This window comes from Streptomyces sp. NPDC004732 (assembly GCF_040609235.1).
GTDB lineage: Bacteria > Actinomycetota > Actinomycetes > Streptomycetales > Streptomycetaceae > Streptomyces.
The window spans coordinates 149,597-165,144 of record NZ_JBEXJR010000002.1 but is presented as its reverse complement, the minus strand read 5'-3'; the positions used below and the strand labels follow the sequence as shown (position 1 = coordinate 165,144).

Annotated in this window: 16 protein-coding genes; 8 read left to right on the top strand and 8 right to left on the bottom strand. The window is 69.4% G+C overall.

The genetic code is table 11. The features are described from left to right. Positions 1-27 precede the first annotated feature (27 nt). Positions 28-1,242 carry a site-specific integrase gene (locus tag ABZV77_RS05160; RefSeq protein ID WP_356250477.1) on the top strand — a complete coding sequence of 405 codons (1,215 nt, stop codon included), beginning with the start codon at positions 28-30 and terminating at the stop codon, positions 1,240-1,242. Positions 1,243-1,512: 270 nt separating this feature from the next. Here the strand turns inward: ABZV77_RS05160 and ABZV77_RS05155 are convergent, their stop codons facing one another. Continuing rightward, on the bottom strand, positions 1,513-1,776 hold the full coding sequence (locus ABZV77_RS05155; RefSeq protein ID WP_356250475.1) for a type II toxin-antitoxin system RelE/ParE family toxin: 264 nt from the start codon (positions 1,774-1,776) through the stop codon (positions 1,513-1,515). Further along, on the bottom strand, positions 1,769-2,038 hold the full coding sequence (locus tag ABZV77_RS05150) for a type II toxin-antitoxin system Phd/YefM family antitoxin (RefSeq protein ID WP_203182255.1): 270 nt from the start codon (positions 2,036-2,038) through the stop codon (positions 1,769-1,771). The genes ABZV77_RS05155 and ABZV77_RS05150 overlap by 8 nt, the downstream gene beginning before the upstream one ends. 337 nt (positions 2,039-2,375) lie before the next feature. On the opposite strand from ABZV77_RS05150, the gene ABZV77_RS05145 reads away from it, so the two are divergent. Together ABZV77_RS05145 and ABZV77_RS05140 are read left to right on the top strand one after the other, a co-directional pair. After that, a complete protein-coding gene (locus ABZV77_RS05145; RefSeq protein WP_356252300.1) occupies positions 2,376-2,627 on the top strand; it encodes a hypothetical protein in 252 nt (83 codons plus the stop codon). Beyond that, positions 2,609-3,022, top strand: a complete 414-nt coding sequence (locus tag ABZV77_RS05140) for a DNA-binding protein (RefSeq protein WP_356250473.1) — start codon at positions 2,609-2,611, stop codon at positions 3,020-3,022. The genes ABZV77_RS05145 and ABZV77_RS05140 overlap by 19 nt, the downstream gene beginning before the upstream one ends. 393 nt (positions 3,023-3,415) lie before the next feature. Here the strand turns inward: ABZV77_RS05140 and ABZV77_RS05135 are convergent, their stop codons facing one another. Both ABZV77_RS05135 and ABZV77_RS05130 read right to left on the bottom strand, forming a co-directional pair. Then, positions 3,416-4,171, bottom strand: a complete 756-nt coding sequence (locus ABZV77_RS05135) for a GAF and ANTAR domain-containing protein (RefSeq protein ID WP_356250471.1) — start codon at positions 4,169-4,171, stop codon at positions 3,416-3,418. Position 4,172: 1 nt separating this feature from the next. Continuing rightward, complete coding sequence (locus ABZV77_RS05130) at positions 4,173-4,907, bottom strand: GAF and ANTAR domain-containing protein (protein WP_356250469.1); 735 nt, start codon at positions 4,905-4,907, stop codon at positions 4,173-4,175. 733 nt (positions 4,908-5,640) lie between these two features. Between ABZV77_RS05130 and ABZV77_RS05125 the strand changes: the two genes are divergently transcribed. Continuing rightward, positions 5,641-5,892: a type II toxin-antitoxin system VapB family antitoxin gene (locus ABZV77_RS05125; RefSeq protein WP_356250467.1), complete on the top strand. Its 252-nt coding sequence runs from the start codon at positions 5,641-5,643 to the stop codon at positions 5,890-5,892. Then, positions 5,889-6,305, top strand: coding sequence for a PIN domain nuclease (locus ABZV77_RS05120; RefSeq protein WP_356250465.1), 417 nt, complete (start codon positions 5,889-5,891; stop codon positions 6,303-6,305). The genes ABZV77_RS05125 and ABZV77_RS05120 overlap by 4 nt, the downstream gene beginning before the upstream one ends. A gap of 357 nt (positions 6,306-6,662) precedes the next feature. Here the strand turns inward: ABZV77_RS05120 and ABZV77_RS05115 are convergent, their stop codons facing one another. Together ABZV77_RS05115 and ABZV77_RS05110 are read right to left on the bottom strand one after the other, a co-directional pair. Next, complete coding sequence (locus tag ABZV77_RS05115; protein WP_356250463.1) at positions 6,663-7,709, bottom strand: transmembrane transport protein; 1,047 nt, start codon at positions 7,707-7,709, stop codon at positions 6,663-6,665. After that, positions 7,706-8,761, bottom strand: coding sequence for an ABC transporter ATP-binding protein (locus tag ABZV77_RS05110; RefSeq protein WP_356250461.1), 1,056 nt, complete (start codon positions 8,759-8,761; stop codon positions 7,706-7,708). Before ABZV77_RS05110 ends, ABZV77_RS05115 begins: the two co-directional genes overlap by 4 nt. Before the next feature lie 341 nt (positions 8,762-9,102). Here ABZV77_RS05110 and ABZV77_RS05105 point away from each other — a divergent pair, with 341 nt between their 5' ends. Together ABZV77_RS05105 and ABZV77_RS05100 are read left to right on the top strand one after the other, a co-directional pair. Further along, positions 9,103-10,410: a histidine kinase gene (locus ABZV77_RS05105; RefSeq protein ID WP_356250459.1), complete on the top strand. Its 1,308-nt coding sequence runs from the start codon at positions 9,103-9,105 to the stop codon at positions 10,408-10,410. Continuing rightward, positions 10,407-11,063: a response regulator transcription factor gene (locus ABZV77_RS05100; RefSeq protein ID WP_356250457.1), complete on the top strand. Its 657-nt coding sequence runs from the start codon at positions 10,407-10,409 to the stop codon at positions 11,061-11,063. The genes ABZV77_RS05105 and ABZV77_RS05100 overlap by 4 nt, the downstream gene beginning before the upstream one ends. A 54-nt stretch (positions 11,064-11,117) precedes the next feature. On the opposite strand, the gene ABZV77_RS05095 is transcribed toward ABZV77_RS05100, so the two are convergent. After that, on the bottom strand, positions 11,118-12,242 hold the full coding sequence (locus tag ABZV77_RS05095) for a threonine synthase (RefSeq protein WP_356250455.1): 1,125 nt from the start codon (positions 12,240-12,242) through the stop codon (positions 11,118-11,120). Positions 12,243-12,640: 398 nt separating this feature from the next. On the opposite strand from ABZV77_RS05095, the gene ABZV77_RS05090 reads away from it, so the two are divergent. Then, the gene (locus tag ABZV77_RS05090; RefSeq protein ID WP_356250453.1) at positions 12,641-14,215 is read left to right on the top strand and encodes a S8 family peptidase; all 1,575 of its coding nucleotides are present in this window, start codon (positions 12,641-12,643) and stop codon (positions 14,213-14,215) included. A gap of 63 nt (positions 14,216-14,278) precedes the next feature. Here ABZV77_RS05090 and ABZV77_RS05085 read toward each other — a convergent pair whose 3' ends face one another. Then, positions 14,279-15,454, bottom strand: a complete 1,176-nt coding sequence (locus ABZV77_RS05085; protein ID WP_356250451.1) for a serpin family protein — start codon at positions 15,452-15,454, stop codon at positions 14,279-14,281. Positions 15,455-15,548 lie beyond the last annotated feature (94 nt).

Sequence of the window (15,548 nt, the reverse complement as noted above, 5' to 3'; positions counted from 1 at the left end):
CCATTCCTCGCACATGAAGGGTGTCAGTTGGCAACCGTATACCAGCGATGCAAGTCCGATCCCAAGGTCACCACGTACCCATGCGACAAGCCGCGCTGTGGGCATTCTTGGACGGTCCGCTATCGGGAGCCTGGTGGTCGAACGGCGCGGCAGCGCGAAAAGACGTTTGCGAAGAAGACTGGCCCGGACGGCGCGGATGCCTTTGCTTCCAAGGTCGAGACCGACAAGGGGATGATGGTCTACATTGACCCCGATGCTGGCAAGATCACCGTCCGTGTCTACGTCGAAGACTGGCTCGAACGTCGAATAATCGGCGACAGTACGTACAACAATTACAGAGGCTTCATCGACAACCATCTCGTCCCCCGACTGGGTCGGAAAACCCTTGCCGGGGTAACGAAGCGAGACATCGAGCATTTCAAGGCGGCAATCGCCAAAGAGCTGGCCGCGAGCACGGTGTACGACCGCATGAAGATGGTGAAGCACATCTTCTGGTCCGCGAAGGAAGAAAAGCGGATCCAGGAAGACCCGACCAAGGACGTGAAGAACGCCCCTGGGTCGCGCGCCGTCGACGAGGACGAAATCCCGACCCTCGACGAGGTGCGGCTGCTGCACAAGCACATGTCGCCTCAGTACAAGCTCACTGTCTGGCTCCAGGCCGGGGTCGGCATGCGAGTGAGCGAGGCCCTGGCCTTCCACGTCGGATGCCTGCGCAACGACATGATCCGGATCCGCTGGCAGATCAGCGCGAAGGCGCACCGTGACGACTGCCGAACCCGACTCGTCCCGCTCAAGCACCGCGAGGAGGGCGAGTACCGCGATGTGCCGGTCGCGCCCTTCATCTGCACGGAGATCGACGACCACGAGAAGCTGTGGGAGCCGATCCCGATCACGTTCCGCGACAAGGCAGGGAAGGCGCGTCAGGTCGACGTCTTCTTCGCTCCCCGTGAGCGCGGCAAGGGGACCATGCCCACCGCGAACACCTACTCGTATCACTTCAGGAAGGCGTGCGTCGCCGCCGGCCTCGTCGATGTGGAGGGGAAGCCGAGGTACCACCCTCACTCGCTGAGGCACTTCTTCGCTTCAACCGCGCTCGCCGCGGGCATACCTATCCACGAGGTCTCGCGATGGCTTGGGCACAAATCCATCACAACCACGGTCGACATCTACGGCCACCTGGTGCCGGAGGCGTGGGACCGGTGCCGTGCCATCATGCAGACGGCGTTCGAGCCCGCCGCGTAGGTGCGGGTGACGAGCCGCCGTGCTGGGATGGTGCTGGGACGTGGCTACCGTGCTGGGATGGTGCTGGGATGAGCACCCCAGAAACCGCGTTTTCGCAGGTGGGAGCTCTGTGTCAAACGTTCCGCTTCAACGTGTAGTCGTGCGCTTACTGCATGTTAGGCGTTGAGTCAAACGTACACGTCAGAAGGGGTCAGGCTCGGTCGAGCCCGACCCCTTCGTCGTCCCCGTGCTGGAGGGGTGCTGGATATTCTGACGTGTGGTCAGCGGTGGTCAGGTGTCGTAAACGGTGGACCGGTGCCCCACGTGAACGACCCAGACCACCAGTTCCCCGTTGTCGATCGTGTAGACGACGCGGTAGTCGCCAACCCGTAGGCGCCGGCGATCTGGCTGGGACACGAGTGCGGTGGTGTTGAAGCCGAGCGGATCGCTTTCCAGCTCGGTCAGCTTGGCCAGGATGCGCAGCGCCATCTCGCGCGGGATCTTCCGAAGCTCGGCCTGCGCCTCGGGGCGGAAGGCGGTTCGGTACTCACTCACTGCGCGCCAGCGTCTCCCTCATGATGTCCTCGATCGGGATGCCGGGTGCGGGGTTGGCCATGCGCTCGTCGATGATCCGATTGATCTCGCGCTCTTCCCATTCCTGGTACTTGCGCAGTACCTCGATGGAGACGACAGCGGCGACTTCCTTGCCGCGGCGTGTGATCACGGTGGGTACGTCATCGCGGTCGGCGCGCTCCACGACCTCTGCCAGATGCGCGCGCACGTCGCGGATGGTCTCTATGGGCAGCGGCTGTGTCATGCGCCCAAGCGTACCGAGTGTCCCATGTGTACACAACGGTTAGGGGGATGGCGAGCGGCATCCTTCGTTTCAGCTCCCCGTGCTGGATGTGCTGGATGAACTCGCACCGTGCTGGATCGGTGCTGGATATAGGGTTCGAAACCGACGTTTCCGCAGGTCGCGGCCCTGTGATCACATGTTCCGCTTCAACGTGTAGCGGGTGACGTATCGCCACGTCGCTGATCTGGCAAACGTACGGGTCAGAGAGGGTCCGGCTCTTCGGGGTCGGGCCCTTGGTCTTTTCCCGTGCTGGGATGGTGTTGGGACGGGATGGGAACGCCCGTGCTTCTTCGCGACCCTGGGGCTCTGCACCGCACGGATTCCAGGCCAGGGGACCGCGGAGGCGATCCGGGCGCGGGTGGGCAAGCGGGAGTTCTCCGCGTTCATCGCCGAGGCGGTCGCGCGTGAGCTCCGCGGGCAGGTCCTTGACGAGTACCTGGCGGACTATGAGAGCCGCAAGGGGCCGGTTTCCGAGCCGGCCCGCCAGCGGGCGCGGCAGGTCTTCGATGAGGTGTTCGCCGAGGAGCCCGAGTGGCCCGCCGCAGGCTGAGTCACGAGGGGACGCTGGTCCTCGGCAGTGCGGGGCTCTCGAAGCTGCTCGCCGACGACGAGCAAGTGGTGGCGCTGATTGCTGAGGCGCGCTCGCGCGGCATGGAGGTCGTGATCAGTGCGCTCACCATCATCGAGGCCGTCCACGCCCGTACGAACAAGCCACGCCTGAACTGGGTGCTTTCCGGGCTGCGGGTCGTCCCGGTCGGTGACGAGGAGGCGAGGGCTGCCTTGGCGTTGCTGATGAATGCCGGGTTGCACGGGCACAAGTACGCGATCGATGCGGCCGTCGCCGAGGCTGCGCTGCGACAGCACCGCCCCGTGGTCATGTTGACCTCCGATATCGACGACATGATCAAGCTCTGCGACGATCGGGTCCGGCTCGTGGCGGTCTGACCTCCCCTGTCCGCGGTGCGACAGGGCAGTGCTCGACAGGGTCAGGCGAATTTCACAGGTGAGGTGCTGATCGTCGCTTTGCTGCCTTTCGACGGGTGGTCAGGGCGTGGCGGTGGATCTACAAGTATTCGGTGGATCCCCGGTTGCGATGGTGTCCCTCGTCGTGGTGTTCGGGATCAACGGAGGAACAGCACTATCCGTCATCAATGACCATCGGATCCGAACGGATCGGCAACGCCCTCAAGCCCCGTTTTTCCCGGGTCGATTGGACGCGCGCGGGGCCTGTCGTCATTCGATTGTTCGACGACACCTGGCGGGCGGGTGGGCGGGCGCCGTGCGAGCGGGTGTTCCCCGGGGTGCGGTGTGTGCGAGTGCCGTCGTCCGTGGGTGCGGCTACGGCGCGGGATTGAAGGTGTCGGGGGGCAGGCGGCGGGTGAGGAGGGCGTGGGCGAGGTCGGACAGGGGTTGGTCCTGTGCGGCTGCGTGGGCGCGCAGGCGCAGGAGGGCTTCTTCCAGGGGGATGCCGAGTTCGTTGGCGAGGAATCCGGTGGCCTGGTGGACCTCGGCGCGGTACAGCCGCAGGCCGGTCGCTTCGTCCGCGTTGGCCTGGTCGCTGTACAGGAGGAGGAGGAGGAGGAGGAGGCTGCGGCCCAGGCGGTGCAGATCGCGCAGCTGGGCGGGGGTGAGGGGGCCGGGGGTGGTGCGGTAGCCGGTGAGAACGCCGATGAGGGCGGCGCCGAGCCGCAGCGGGAGGGTGATGACGGCGCGGAGCGGGGTGCGGGCGGTGGCCGGCAGGAAGAGGGGCCAGCGGCCGGGGTCGGTGGCCAGGACGTCCGGCTCGTGCAGCAGGTGGCCGTGCTGCGCGGTTTCCAGGGTGGGGCCGTCCCCCAGGGTGTACTGCAGGGCGTCCAGGTCGGCGCCCAGCCCCTTGTCCGGGTCGCACCACAGCAGTTCGAGGTGACCGTTGTGGGCGCGCACGTTCAGGGTGAGGGCGTCCAGGCCGAGCAGGCGGGCAGCGCCGGGAACCACAGCGGTGCCCGGACCGTGTCCGTTGCGCGCGGCATGGTGGACGCGGACCAGGAAGTCGGCCGGGCCACCATGAGGTGGTGGGGCGCCGCCCAAGGCGTCGTCCCATGCGTCGCGGGGCATGTCAGCGCGTCGTGTCGAGGTCGGCCGGGACGTCCCCTCGCGCCACCTCGGCGGCCAGCTCGCTGAGTTTCTGATGCCGGGAGCGGGCGTGGCTGCGCAGCCGGGTGAATGCCTCTTCCACGTCGACCCCCAGACGGGAGGCGAGCACGCCCTTGGCCTGTTCGATCACGATGCGGGATTCCAGGGCCGTCTCCAGCTGGCCGATGATCTCGTCCTTGGTCAGCAGCGCCTGCCGGTGGTGCAGGCAGGTTCCGGCTGCATCGGCCAGCACCTGGGCCAGGCGCAAGTCCTCGCGCGTCGGCACCCGCTCGGCGCTCATCAGGTTGAGGGCGCCGAGCGGGTGCTGGGGGGTGCGCAGGGGCACGGCGGCGACGCTGGTGATGCCGGCGCGCAGCGCGCGGTGGGTGAAGCGGGGCCAGAGCCAGTGGCTTGGGTGGGCGGCGCGCAGCAGGACCGGGGCCAGCATGTCGCCGGTGCGGGTGCTGTCCACGCAGGGGCCTTCGCCGAGTTCGAGCTGGTCTTCTTCCAGACGGCGGCAGGTTTCGTCGGAGGCGGTGAGGTAGTCGACCTCTCCGGCCTCGTTGAGGATGGTGACCCCTGCCGAGCGCACGCCCAGCAGGCTGACGGTGTGCATCGTCAGATCGTGCAGCAGTTCCAGGATGTCGAAACCGTCCGTGCGCGAGGCCAGATCGAGCACGCTCTGAGCGGCAAGGACGTCACGAGGCGTGACAGGCATCGAATGTCCGTTCCGACGCCTCCCTGACACGCGAAAACGAGCGGGGGCCGGGCCCGTGAAGCAACGCGCTGAGAGGCGCGCCGAAGTTGGGCTGGCTGCAGAGAGCCATGATGTGCCCGATGACGGATAGCTCCGGGGCCTCGATTCGCGTTTGCCCGTCCGAGCCGCCACTGTGGCCGATTCCACGGGCGAGGACGACTCACGGTACGCAGCCCAGCCTAGCCTCCCTGACCGGCAAAGCACCGGCCCCGGAGCCAGCGATCCAGCCGTTCGCCGCCCCGGCGGGGCCTGTCGGCGCGATTCTCTGGACGGCGTGCGAACACGGTCGCCGACAAGCCGAAGCCGAAGTGCGGGCCGGGCCCGGCCACTGCGGATACTCCTGCCCCGGGGCCGGTTCTTGTCGCGGATCGCGGGTCGTGGAGCGGCCCTTGAACAGGTGCCCCGACTCGCGCACAGAACACACCGGCAGCGCGAGCCGGATCTCAGTTCGTGGGTCGACCATGTCGTGCAGCGTTGGCGGCCCTGGGATCTCTTGTACTTTGTCGCGGATCCCGTGCTGGGACGTGGACGGGTCCCGGGTTCGTTCTCGCCGGTTTCCAATGTCTGACCAACCAGTCCAGGTCGTGCTCCCGACTCTGATCGAGGCACCCTCGACGCACTCCAGCATTTTGATGCCATTTCTGAGGTCAAATTGATATCGCTGTTGAGGCGTCGAGCCGTGGAGGGACAACTGATGGCCAGGACTGTGATCGATCTAGATGAGGAGATCGTCGAGCAGGCGATGCGGGTGTACGGGGCGAAGACGAAGGCCGCCGCAGTGCGGGCGGCCATGGCGGAGGGGGTGAGGCTGCGGCTGCGCCGGGAGCTGTTCGATGCCATTGACGATGGTGAGTTTGATGACGCGTTCGCGGAGATCCGGTCGCAGACGGGGCCGCGGAATCCGGACGGCTCGCTTAAGCGCGAAGACGGGACTTCGGCGGCGTGAAAGGGCGCTACCTCATCGACAAGTCCGCGCTGACCCGCCGGGGTACACCGGCAGTGCGGGCGCGGCTGGATGCGCTGGACCGCGATGGACTCCTAGCAGTGTGCGCCCCGACCGAGTACGAGGTTCTGTACTCGGCGCGTGGAAAGCCCGAGGCGCTGCGCCTGCGTACCCTGCTCCGTGGTTTCGACTACTTGCCCTGTAACGACGAGGCGTTCGAGCAGGCGCTCGCGATCCAGGCATTGGCGCTGAACGCCGGCTTTCACCGGGCGCTGTCGCTGGCCGACGTCCTCATCGCGCCAACCGCAGAACGGCACGGGGCCACGGTCCTGCACTACGACGGCGACTTCGACATGATCGCCTCGGTGAGCGGGTTTCAAGCCGAGTGGGTCGTGGAGCCCGGCACAGCCGACTGACTGGGAACGCCGCATGCCGTGTCAGCGAGTGCCTCGATAGGCGAGGGCGGAGCCGGTGCATCGTTGACCCGGCCGTTGCGGATCTGCTCAATGACAGCGGACAAGCCGGTGACAACAGCAGCCACCAGTACCGTCCGGACCGAATTCCTGCTGGATTCGGGTTCTGCCGCAGCGCGACGCCGCTCGGACACACGTCGAAGGCGTTCGCGCTGACCGGCCTGTCGAACCACGCTGCCCCCAGTTGCCCTGACATGCCGTCAGGGCGAGTGCCCGGAGGCATGAGTGCACTTTGCGTCGAAAGCTCTTGATCCTAGGTGGATCAGGAGTGGAGGACCAGAGGATTGCCGGGTCCTTGGGTCACAGGAGGCGCTTGCGGCCCCAGGCGACGATGAAGACGACGACGGCGGCCGTGATGGCGAGCATGATGCCCGTTCCGAGCCACTGCATCGTGCCCATCTGCTCGAAGGGGAGGTAGTCCATGCTCCAGCCGACGACGCCCTTGGACTCCAGGCAGGCCGTGTGTGCCTTGTCGTTGTCGATCTTGTCGAGGCAGGTCGTCCAGTCCAGGCGGTCGCCGGAGCCGGTGACGAAGTAGGTGCCCTGTCCCTGCTGGATGGCCATGTCGGGCAGCTCCGGCTGCTTGGCGCCGGGGCCGACGCCCTTGTCGGTGCTGACCGACATGACGTGCCCCAGGCTCGACCGGAGCTCGCCCCAGACGAACCCGATCGCCACGACAATGCCGAGCGTGACCACCATCGACACCAGCGTGCGGCGCAGGAGCAGGCCGACCGCCACGCCCAGGGTGAACGTGAGCAGGGCGTAGGCCACCGGCATCAGGCCCGTGACGTCGAAGATCGCGCTGCTGCTCCATTCCGCCTGCGTGACGAGCCCCTTGACCGGGCTCCACCACCAGTTGAAGACGGCCGAGAGCACGCCGGTGGACAGTGCGACCAGTGCGGCGGGCATGGCGAGCTTCATGGTGAGCCAGCGCAGGCGGCTGACGGACTGCGACGTCACCAGCTTGGCTGTGCCCGATTCCAGGTCGCCCGCGATGAGCGGGGCGCCGAGGAGGACGCCCGCCAGGACGGGGAAGTAGCTCAGGTAGCCCCCGATGTCGGTCATCAGGTCGCCGTACTTCTCGAAGTCGGGCGGCGTGCTGCCGGGCTTCTTCTGGGGCGGTTCCAGGGTGCCCAGGTAGTCCATCATCTGCCCGCGCAGAATGATCATGACGGCCACGCCCAGGACGGTGCCGACGATGATGGTCCAGAACGCGGCGCGGTGCTGGCGCCAGACGAGCCAGGCCGTACCGCTGAGCCGGGGGCCGATCTGCCGGGAGCCCCTTCCGTTCCGCGGGCTTCCGTCGGGCGCCGTGCGGGCTGCCGGGTCGTGAGTGAGGGTGCTCATGCGTTCACAGCCTTCTGCCGGTCGCGGGTGATGATGTCGTGGATGTCGCCGACCCGGGCGCTGGCCGCGATCAGCGGGGGCGCGTCGGGTGAGCGCAGATAGGCGAGCAGCAGTTCCTCCAGGGTGGGTGGCTCGGCCGGTCCGCCGTACTGGATCGGTCCGCTCAGTCGCACCAGGACGCCGGGCCTGCCGTCTTCGGCGCCGTGGGTCTCGACGACCGTGTGCGGTGCGACGGCGGGGAACGAGCCGTCGCCCGGGGCGGCGAACAGGGCGTGTGCGGCGCGCAGTTCGTTCACCTCGCCCGCCAGGCGCAGCGTGCCGTTCGCGATGACCAGGAGGTAGTCGCAGATGTGCTCCAGCTCGGCGAGCATGTGCGAGGAGACCAGGACCGTCGTGCCGTGCTGGGCGGCCTCCGCCCTCAGCGTGGCCATCAGTTCGCGGCGTACCAGCGGGTCGAGATCGGACATCGGCTCATCGAGGATGAGCAGTTCGGGGCGCTTTCCGAAGGCCAGGGCGAAGGCGACGCGGGTGCGCTGCCCGCCGGACAGCGTCCCTGTCTTCGCCTTCATCGGTACGTTGCCCGCGTCGACGATGCCCTCGGCGACCGCCTGGTCCCAGTGGGGATTGAGCTCGCGGCCCAGGCGCAGGGTCTCGGCCACGGTGAAGCGCCGGAACAGCGGCTTCTCCTGGGTCAGGAACGCGGTCCGCAGGACTGCCTCCGTCGACCCCGGTACGGCGCCGAACACGCGCAGGTCGCCGGTCGACGGCCGGATCATGTGCGTGGCCAGGCCCATCAGCGTGCTCTTGCCCGCGCCGTTGGGGCCGACGAGGCCGCACACCCGCCCCCTCGGCAGCCGGAACGAAACGTCCCGCAGCGCCCAGCCGCGCCGGTACCGCTTGCCGACCCCGTGGGCCTCGATCGCCGCCTCGCCGACGGCTGTTCCGTAGCCTCCGGCGGGGGGTTCGAAGCCTTCGGGGGGCGGTCCGAAACCGCCGAAACCGCCGAAACCGCCGAAACCGGGGACGCCGTGGTGCGTCTCTGCGTCGTGCATCTGTTGCTCCTGTGCATGTGGAGGGGAGGCCGCCGTGTGCGTGGGGGAGGGGCGGCCGTGTCGGGGGACCGTCCGTGCGGGGCCTGCGCGGCTGTCAGCGAGGGCCCGCGGCGCCCGCGGCGCGGCTCCGGGTTTTCCCCGCCTGGGTGGCGTCAGCCGTGACCATGACATGCTCCTCGTGCGATGAAGTGCGATGAAGGATGAGTCGTGCGATGAGGGGCGAGCGCCGCCCGGTGGACACGACTCTCCTCCGCCGCGCCTTGCGGCGGATCGGGCGAAAGACAGATCATTCGCGGCCGACTCCGACTTTCGGCCGGTCCGCGCTAGGGATGGTGAGAAAGATGCTGGAGGCGGCGAAGGCAGCGGCCACAGCCACAGCCACAGCTACAGCTACGGCCACGGACGCGAAGGGCCTTGCTCGGCAGCTGCCCAAATCGGTGTGGCTGCTGCTGTTCGCGGGCCTGGTCTCCCTCGTCCTGCTCGACTCGGTGGGCGGTCTCTACTACATCGAGGCTTACGGCCCCGGCAAGCTGATCGGCGCTCTGCTGTCCGTCGGCCTTGTCGCCGCATCGCCCCGGCTCGACAGCCGGGCACTCCCGATGGCCGCCTGCGTACTCGCGGGCGTGTCGTTGTGCGTGTCGTTCTGGATGCACCTGGAGATGCGGGCGAGCGGCCTTGCGATGGGATTCGCCGAACTCGCGGCGCTGACGTGGCTCCTGCTGGTGGTCGCCCGGCGGGGCAAGCCGTCGTGGGCGGCGCTCGCCGTCCCGCTCCTCGGCACGGCGATCATCGTGCGGCCGGTGTCGACCGCGGTGCGGCAGTCCACCATCATCATGGCGCTGCTCTGGGCCCTGGCAGCTGTCGCCGCGTTGGGCATCGGCCTGGGGATGCGTCTGCTCCTGGCGGACCGGCGTCGGCAGGCGGCGGCCCTCAGGCTGGAGCAGCGGACGGAGTTCGCCAGGGACCTGCACGACTTCGTCGCCCACCACGTGACCGGCATCGTCGTACAGGCACAGGGGGCCCAGGCGATCGCGGGCCGACGGCCCGAGCTGGTGCCGCCCGCGCTGGAGCGGATCGAACACGCGGGCTCGGAGGCGCTGACCTCCATGCGGCACATGGTGGGGATGCTGCGCGACACCGACGGAGAGGTGGCGCTGACGCCGCTGGCCGGGATCGGCGAAGTGCGGTCGCTCGTCGAGGAGTTCTCGGCCGTGGGTGGCGCCCGCGCCCGGCTCGACCTGGCAGGAACCTTCGACGACCTGCCGGTTGAGGTGACCACCACCGCGCACCGGGTGGTGATGGAGGCCCTCACCAACGTACGCAAGCACGCCCACGGATGCACCGAGGTGCGGGTGCGCGTGGAGCGCTCGGGAGACCGGCTCACCGTACGGGTCAGCGACGACGGACGGCAGCGCCACGGCTCCTCCAGCGGGTTCGGCCTCAAGGGACTGGCCGAGCGGGTGGGCCTGATCGGCGGCAGCATCCAGGCGGGCCCGGTGACGACGGGCGGCTGGGGCGTCGAGGCGACGCTTCCCGCGTCCCCGGCTGAGCCCCCGGCTGAGTCCCCGGTCGCGTCCTCGTCGGCGTCCCAGGTCGCGTCCCAGGTCGCGCCCGCGTCCGTGTCCCGGACGAAGGCGGCGGCGTCGTGACGATCCGCGTGCTGATCGCCGACGATCAGGCCATGGTCCGTGCCGGGTTCGCGATGATCCTCGCCGCGGAGGAAGACATCGACGTCGTCGGCGAGGCCACGGACGGCGTGCATGCCGTGGAACTCGCCGAGCGCCACCGGCCCGACGTCGTGCTGATGGACATCCGCATGCCCCGCATGGACGGGTTGGAGGCGCTGCGCAGACTGACGCGCCCCGGCACCGTGAATCCGCCGAAGGTCGTCGTGGTGACGACGTTCGACGACGACGAGTACGTCCAGCGCGCCCTGGCCGAAGGGGCCTCCGGCTTCCTCATCAAGGATTCGGGGCCCGCCCTGCTCGTCGAGGCCATCAGGGCGGCCGCGTCCGGCGAGGCGCTGGTGAGCCCGGCCATCACGGTCCGCCTGCTGCGGCAGCTCAACAGCGCCGCACCCGCCCCTCGGGAGCCGCACACCGCGCTCTCCGAGCGGGAGACGGACCTGGTGCGGCTGGTGGCCAGAGGGCTGACCAACGCGGAGATCGCCGCCGAACTGTGCATCTCGGTGGGCACGGTGAAGACGCACCTCACCAACGTGCAGACGAAACTGTCCGCCCGCAACCGGGTGGAGATCGCCGCCTGGGCATGGGAGTCGGGCTTGGTCGACGGGCGGGGGTAAGCCGGGGCGGGGGCCTTTCCTTCCGTGAGGTGGTCACTGCCCCCCTGCCTGGCCTCAGCCGCCCACCGCCTTCGCGAGCCCCGTCTTCGCCCCCGCCCCGCACAGCGGGACCACCGCCGTCCGCTCGCCGAGCGCGCCCTCCCGCACGGCCGCCCAGCAGGCGACGCCCGTGGACTCGACGTACAGGCCTCGCGAGGCCAGGTCCTGCTGCGCCGCCACGATCTGGTCCTCCGTCACTGTGAGGAAGCCGCCGCCCGAATCGCGTACCGCGCGAAGGATCTGCCGGGCGCGCGGCGGGCGGGGAATCGCGATGCCCTCCGCGAAGGTGGGCGCCATCGGGGTCTCGCCGACCAGGTCGTCGGCACCGGCCCGCCACGCCGCGGCGAGCGGGGCGACCGCAGCGGACTGCACGGCGTACAGCGCGGGCCGCCGCGCGATGAGCCCCGCCGTGTGCAGCTCCCGGACCGCGAGCGCCGCGCCGAGCAGCAGCGTGCCGTTGCCGACGGGGACGACGAGGGCGTCGGTGAGGCGTCCGCCGAGGTCCTCCCAGAGCTCGTGGACGTACGTCTTGGTGCCGTGGAGGAAGTAGGGGTTGTGGACGTGCGAGGCGTAGAACGTGCCCGGCTCGTCGGCCGCGGCACGGGCCGCCAGCGCCGTCGACTCCCGGTCGCCGTCGATGACTTCGAGCCGTGCGCCGTGCGCGCCGATCTGCTCCAGCTTCTTCGGCGACGTCCCGACGGGAACGTACACGGTGCAGTCGAGACCGGCCCGCGCGCAGTACGCGGCGACGGCCGTGCCCGCGTTGCCGCTGCTGTCGGCGATGACCCGGTCGGGGCCGAGGCGCCGCGCGAGGGCGGCGAGCATGACCGCGCCACGGTCCTTGAAGGACAGCGTCGGCATCAGGAAGTCCAACTTGGCCGAAACCGGCCCCGCCAGCTCCACGAGGGGCGTGCGGCCCTCGCCGAGGGAGATCGCGGGGGCGGGCAGGGGCAGGCACTCCGCGTACCGCCACAGTGAGTTCACCCGGCCCGCGAGCGCCTTCAGGGGAGCGGGCGAGGGGGAGAAGTCCAGGTCGAGTGGGCCGCGGCAGACCGGGCACGACCAGGTGAGCGAGCCCCCTGGGACGCGCGTCCCGTCGACCGGGCAGAAGCAGTCGGGCAGGACGGTCGCGGCTGGCACAGGTGGCATAGATGGCACGGCTGGTACGGATGGCACGGCTCCTGTCACCAAACCCCGTGCGGCACCTGTCATGTCGTCAGTCACCTCGCCCGTCACCTCGCCCGTCACGCCGTCCGTCATGTCTGTCATGCGCGCAGGCTATGCGTGACGGTTGTTGAAGCCGGGACGTGAGAGGTACGTGGCGGTTGCTGATGGTGCGTCATGACGCCTCCGTGGCAGTCGCGTTACGTCCGGTCCTGACCCTTGTGGGATTCCTATGGATCAGCCAATCTTTCGTCCCGACGGAGTCAAGGACCGGCATGTCGCATTGACATGCCCCTGCCGCGCGACTCCGTGAGTGTGGGCACCACGGCACCATTCCCCCACCGACGCACCACCTATTGAGGAGGACCCCTCAGATGGCAGTGATGCGTAACAACCGCCGAAGACTGGCCGGGCTCAGCGCGACCGCGGTCGCGGCCCTCGCCCTCGGCGTCGTCTCCGCCCTCCCGGCGAACGCGCAGCCGGACCGGGCGGAAGGCACGATCGAGAACGCCGGCGTCCCCGGCACGATCAAGAACAGCTACATCGTGAGCCTCGACGAGAACGCTCCGAAGGCCCGCTCCGCCGAGGGCAAGGCCCTCGCCAAGGAGTACGGCGCCAAGATCGAGCGGATCTACGACAAGGCCCTCAACGGCTACGCGGTCGAGCTCTCCGAGGCCGAGGCGAAGAAGTTCGCCGCCGACCCCGCGGTCGACGCGGTCGTCCAGAACCGGACGTTCACCGCCACCGCGACCCAGAACAACCCGCCGTCCTGGGGGCTGGACCGCATCGACCAGAAGAACCTGCCGCTGGACCAGAAGTACACCTACCCGGACTCGGCGGGTGAGGGCGTCACCGCGTACATCATCGACACCGGCGTCCGCATCAGCCACACCGACTTCGGCGGCCGCGCCTCCTACGGCTATGACGCCATCGACAACGACAACACCGCCCAGGACGGCCACGGCCACGGCACGCACGTCGCGGGCACCGTCGCGGGCACCCTGCACGGTGTCGCGAAGAAGGCCAAGATCGTCGGCGTCCGCGTCCTGAACAACTCGGGCTCGGGCACCACGGCCCAGGTCGTCGCGGGCATCGACTGGGTGACCAAGAACGCGGTCAAGCCCGCCGTGGCCAACATGTCGCTCGGCGGCGGCGCCGACAGCGCGCTCGACACGGCCGTCCGCAACTCCATCGCCGCGGGCATCACCTACGCGGTGGCGGCGGGCAACGAGTCCACGGACGCCTCGACCAAGTCGCCCGCGCGCGTGGCGGAGGCCATCACCGTCGGTGCCACGACCAACACCGACGCCAGGGCGAGCTACTCGAACTACGGCAGCATCCTCGACATCTTCGCCCCGGGCTCCTCGATCACCTCGTCGTGGAACACCAACGACACGGCGACCAACACCATCTCCGGTACGTCGATGGCCTCCCCGCACGTCGCGGGCGCGGCCGCGATCTATCTGGGCCAGAACCCCACGTCGACTCCGGCGCAGGTCTCCGCGGGCCTGGTCAGCGCCGCCTCGTCGGGCGTCGTCGGCAGCCCCGGCTCCGGCTCGCCCAACCGGCTCCTGAACGTCACCGGCGGCACGACCAACCCGCCCGGCAAGTCGTTCAGCAACACCGACGACTTCGCGATCAACGACAACGCCACGGCCGAGTCGCCGATCAACGTCACCGGCGTCGAGGGCTCGGCCCCGGCGGCCCTCTCCGTGCCGGTCGTCATCCAGCACACCTACATCGGCGACCTCCAGGTCCAGCTGGTCGCCCCCGACGGCACCGCCTACACCCTCAAGGGCTACGGGACCGGCGGCAGCTCGGACAACATCAACACCACGTACACGGTGAACGCCTCCTCGGAGACGGCCAACGGCACGTGGAAGCTGCGGGTCAGCGACAACGCGGCGCAGGACACCGGGAAGATCGACTCGTGGGGGCTGCAGTTCTGAGTCCCTGAGGCCCTGAGTCTGTAAGTCTCTGAGTGCGTGCGTATTCGTATGTGAGTACGTGCGTCAGTGATCCTCGTCCTCGCGGTACGGCTTCGGGTCGGTGACCCAGCCCGCCGCGAGGACGAGGCGTGTTCCGCGGTCCAGGGCGAGGAAGCCGAAGGGGCGGTCCACCGTGACCGCAAGCTCGGTCGTGGTGTACGAGGGCAGCCCCATCCAGTCCATGGCGACCGCCGTGACCGCACCGGCCCGGAAGCCCGTCGCGCCGAACGTCGCGGTCGTCGTCTGCCGGGCCGACCCCACCGCGAGGGGCCACTCGGAGATGCCAGGGAACGAGCCGGGGCGCGGGGCGCTCGCGGCTTCCAGGCCGAAGATCCCGGGCGGTGCCTTCAGGTCGTGCTCCGCGTCGAGGGTGAACTCCACGGTGTCCAGCGAGACGTGCGGCGGCTCGTCGGGGGCGTCGGCGAGGGTCTCGCGCAGGACCGCGCCGGGCCCGGCCTGCCCCGGAGCCAGCTCGCTGCCCGATGTCGTGGGGACGTCGTCCATGAGCATGCCGAGGCCCGTCGGCAGGACCTCGCCGGGGCCCATGTGCGCCTCCCCGAGCAGCAGGTGCACGTCCACGTCCGCCGTGCCGCGCAAAGCCACCGCGGTGATGCGACCGGCGGGGCAGCGGCCTATCCGTACGGCGTCCAGGCCGGGGGCCGACCGCCGGAGCCCCGCGATCTGCAAGCCCTGCCACGGGCCGGTGGCGGGCTCCAGTGGGTACTGCTCGAACGGCGTCGTCCAGTCCGCGCGCAGCGCGAGCGCGCTCGCGAGGACCATCTCGGTGTCCGGCGCGAGCTCCACCGGCATCCGCTCGATCTGCCCACCCGTCCGCTCCGCCGCCCACGCGTCGAGCGTCGCCGCGTCCGTCGCCGGATCCCCGGTCAGCACGCCCAGCGCGGCCACCGGCACCCCGTCGCGCCACGCGTCCCGCAGGGTCAGGGTGCGCCTGGTCCACAGGCCAAGGGCCGCGTCCATGCCCCGTACGCCGTGCAGCGCGGCCAGCAACTCCCTTGCGGCCGCCGCCGCTCCGTCGGCCCGGAGCCCGACCGCGGCCGCGAGCTCCGTGCGGGCCGCGCCGTCCGCGCCGTCCGCGAGGAACGCGAGGAGCGGCCAGACGCCGGGCGCCGAGAAGACGGTGCCGCGGTCGGCGGCCGCCGTCGCCGCCCATCGCGAGGTCAGGCCGTTGACGGCCCGCACGACTGTCCGAGTTGTCGAACTTTGCCGCCGCATTACCTTTTCGCCCCCGCCGCGATTACGATGCGCCAAGCTCTGCGCACCGCCCACCAGAAAT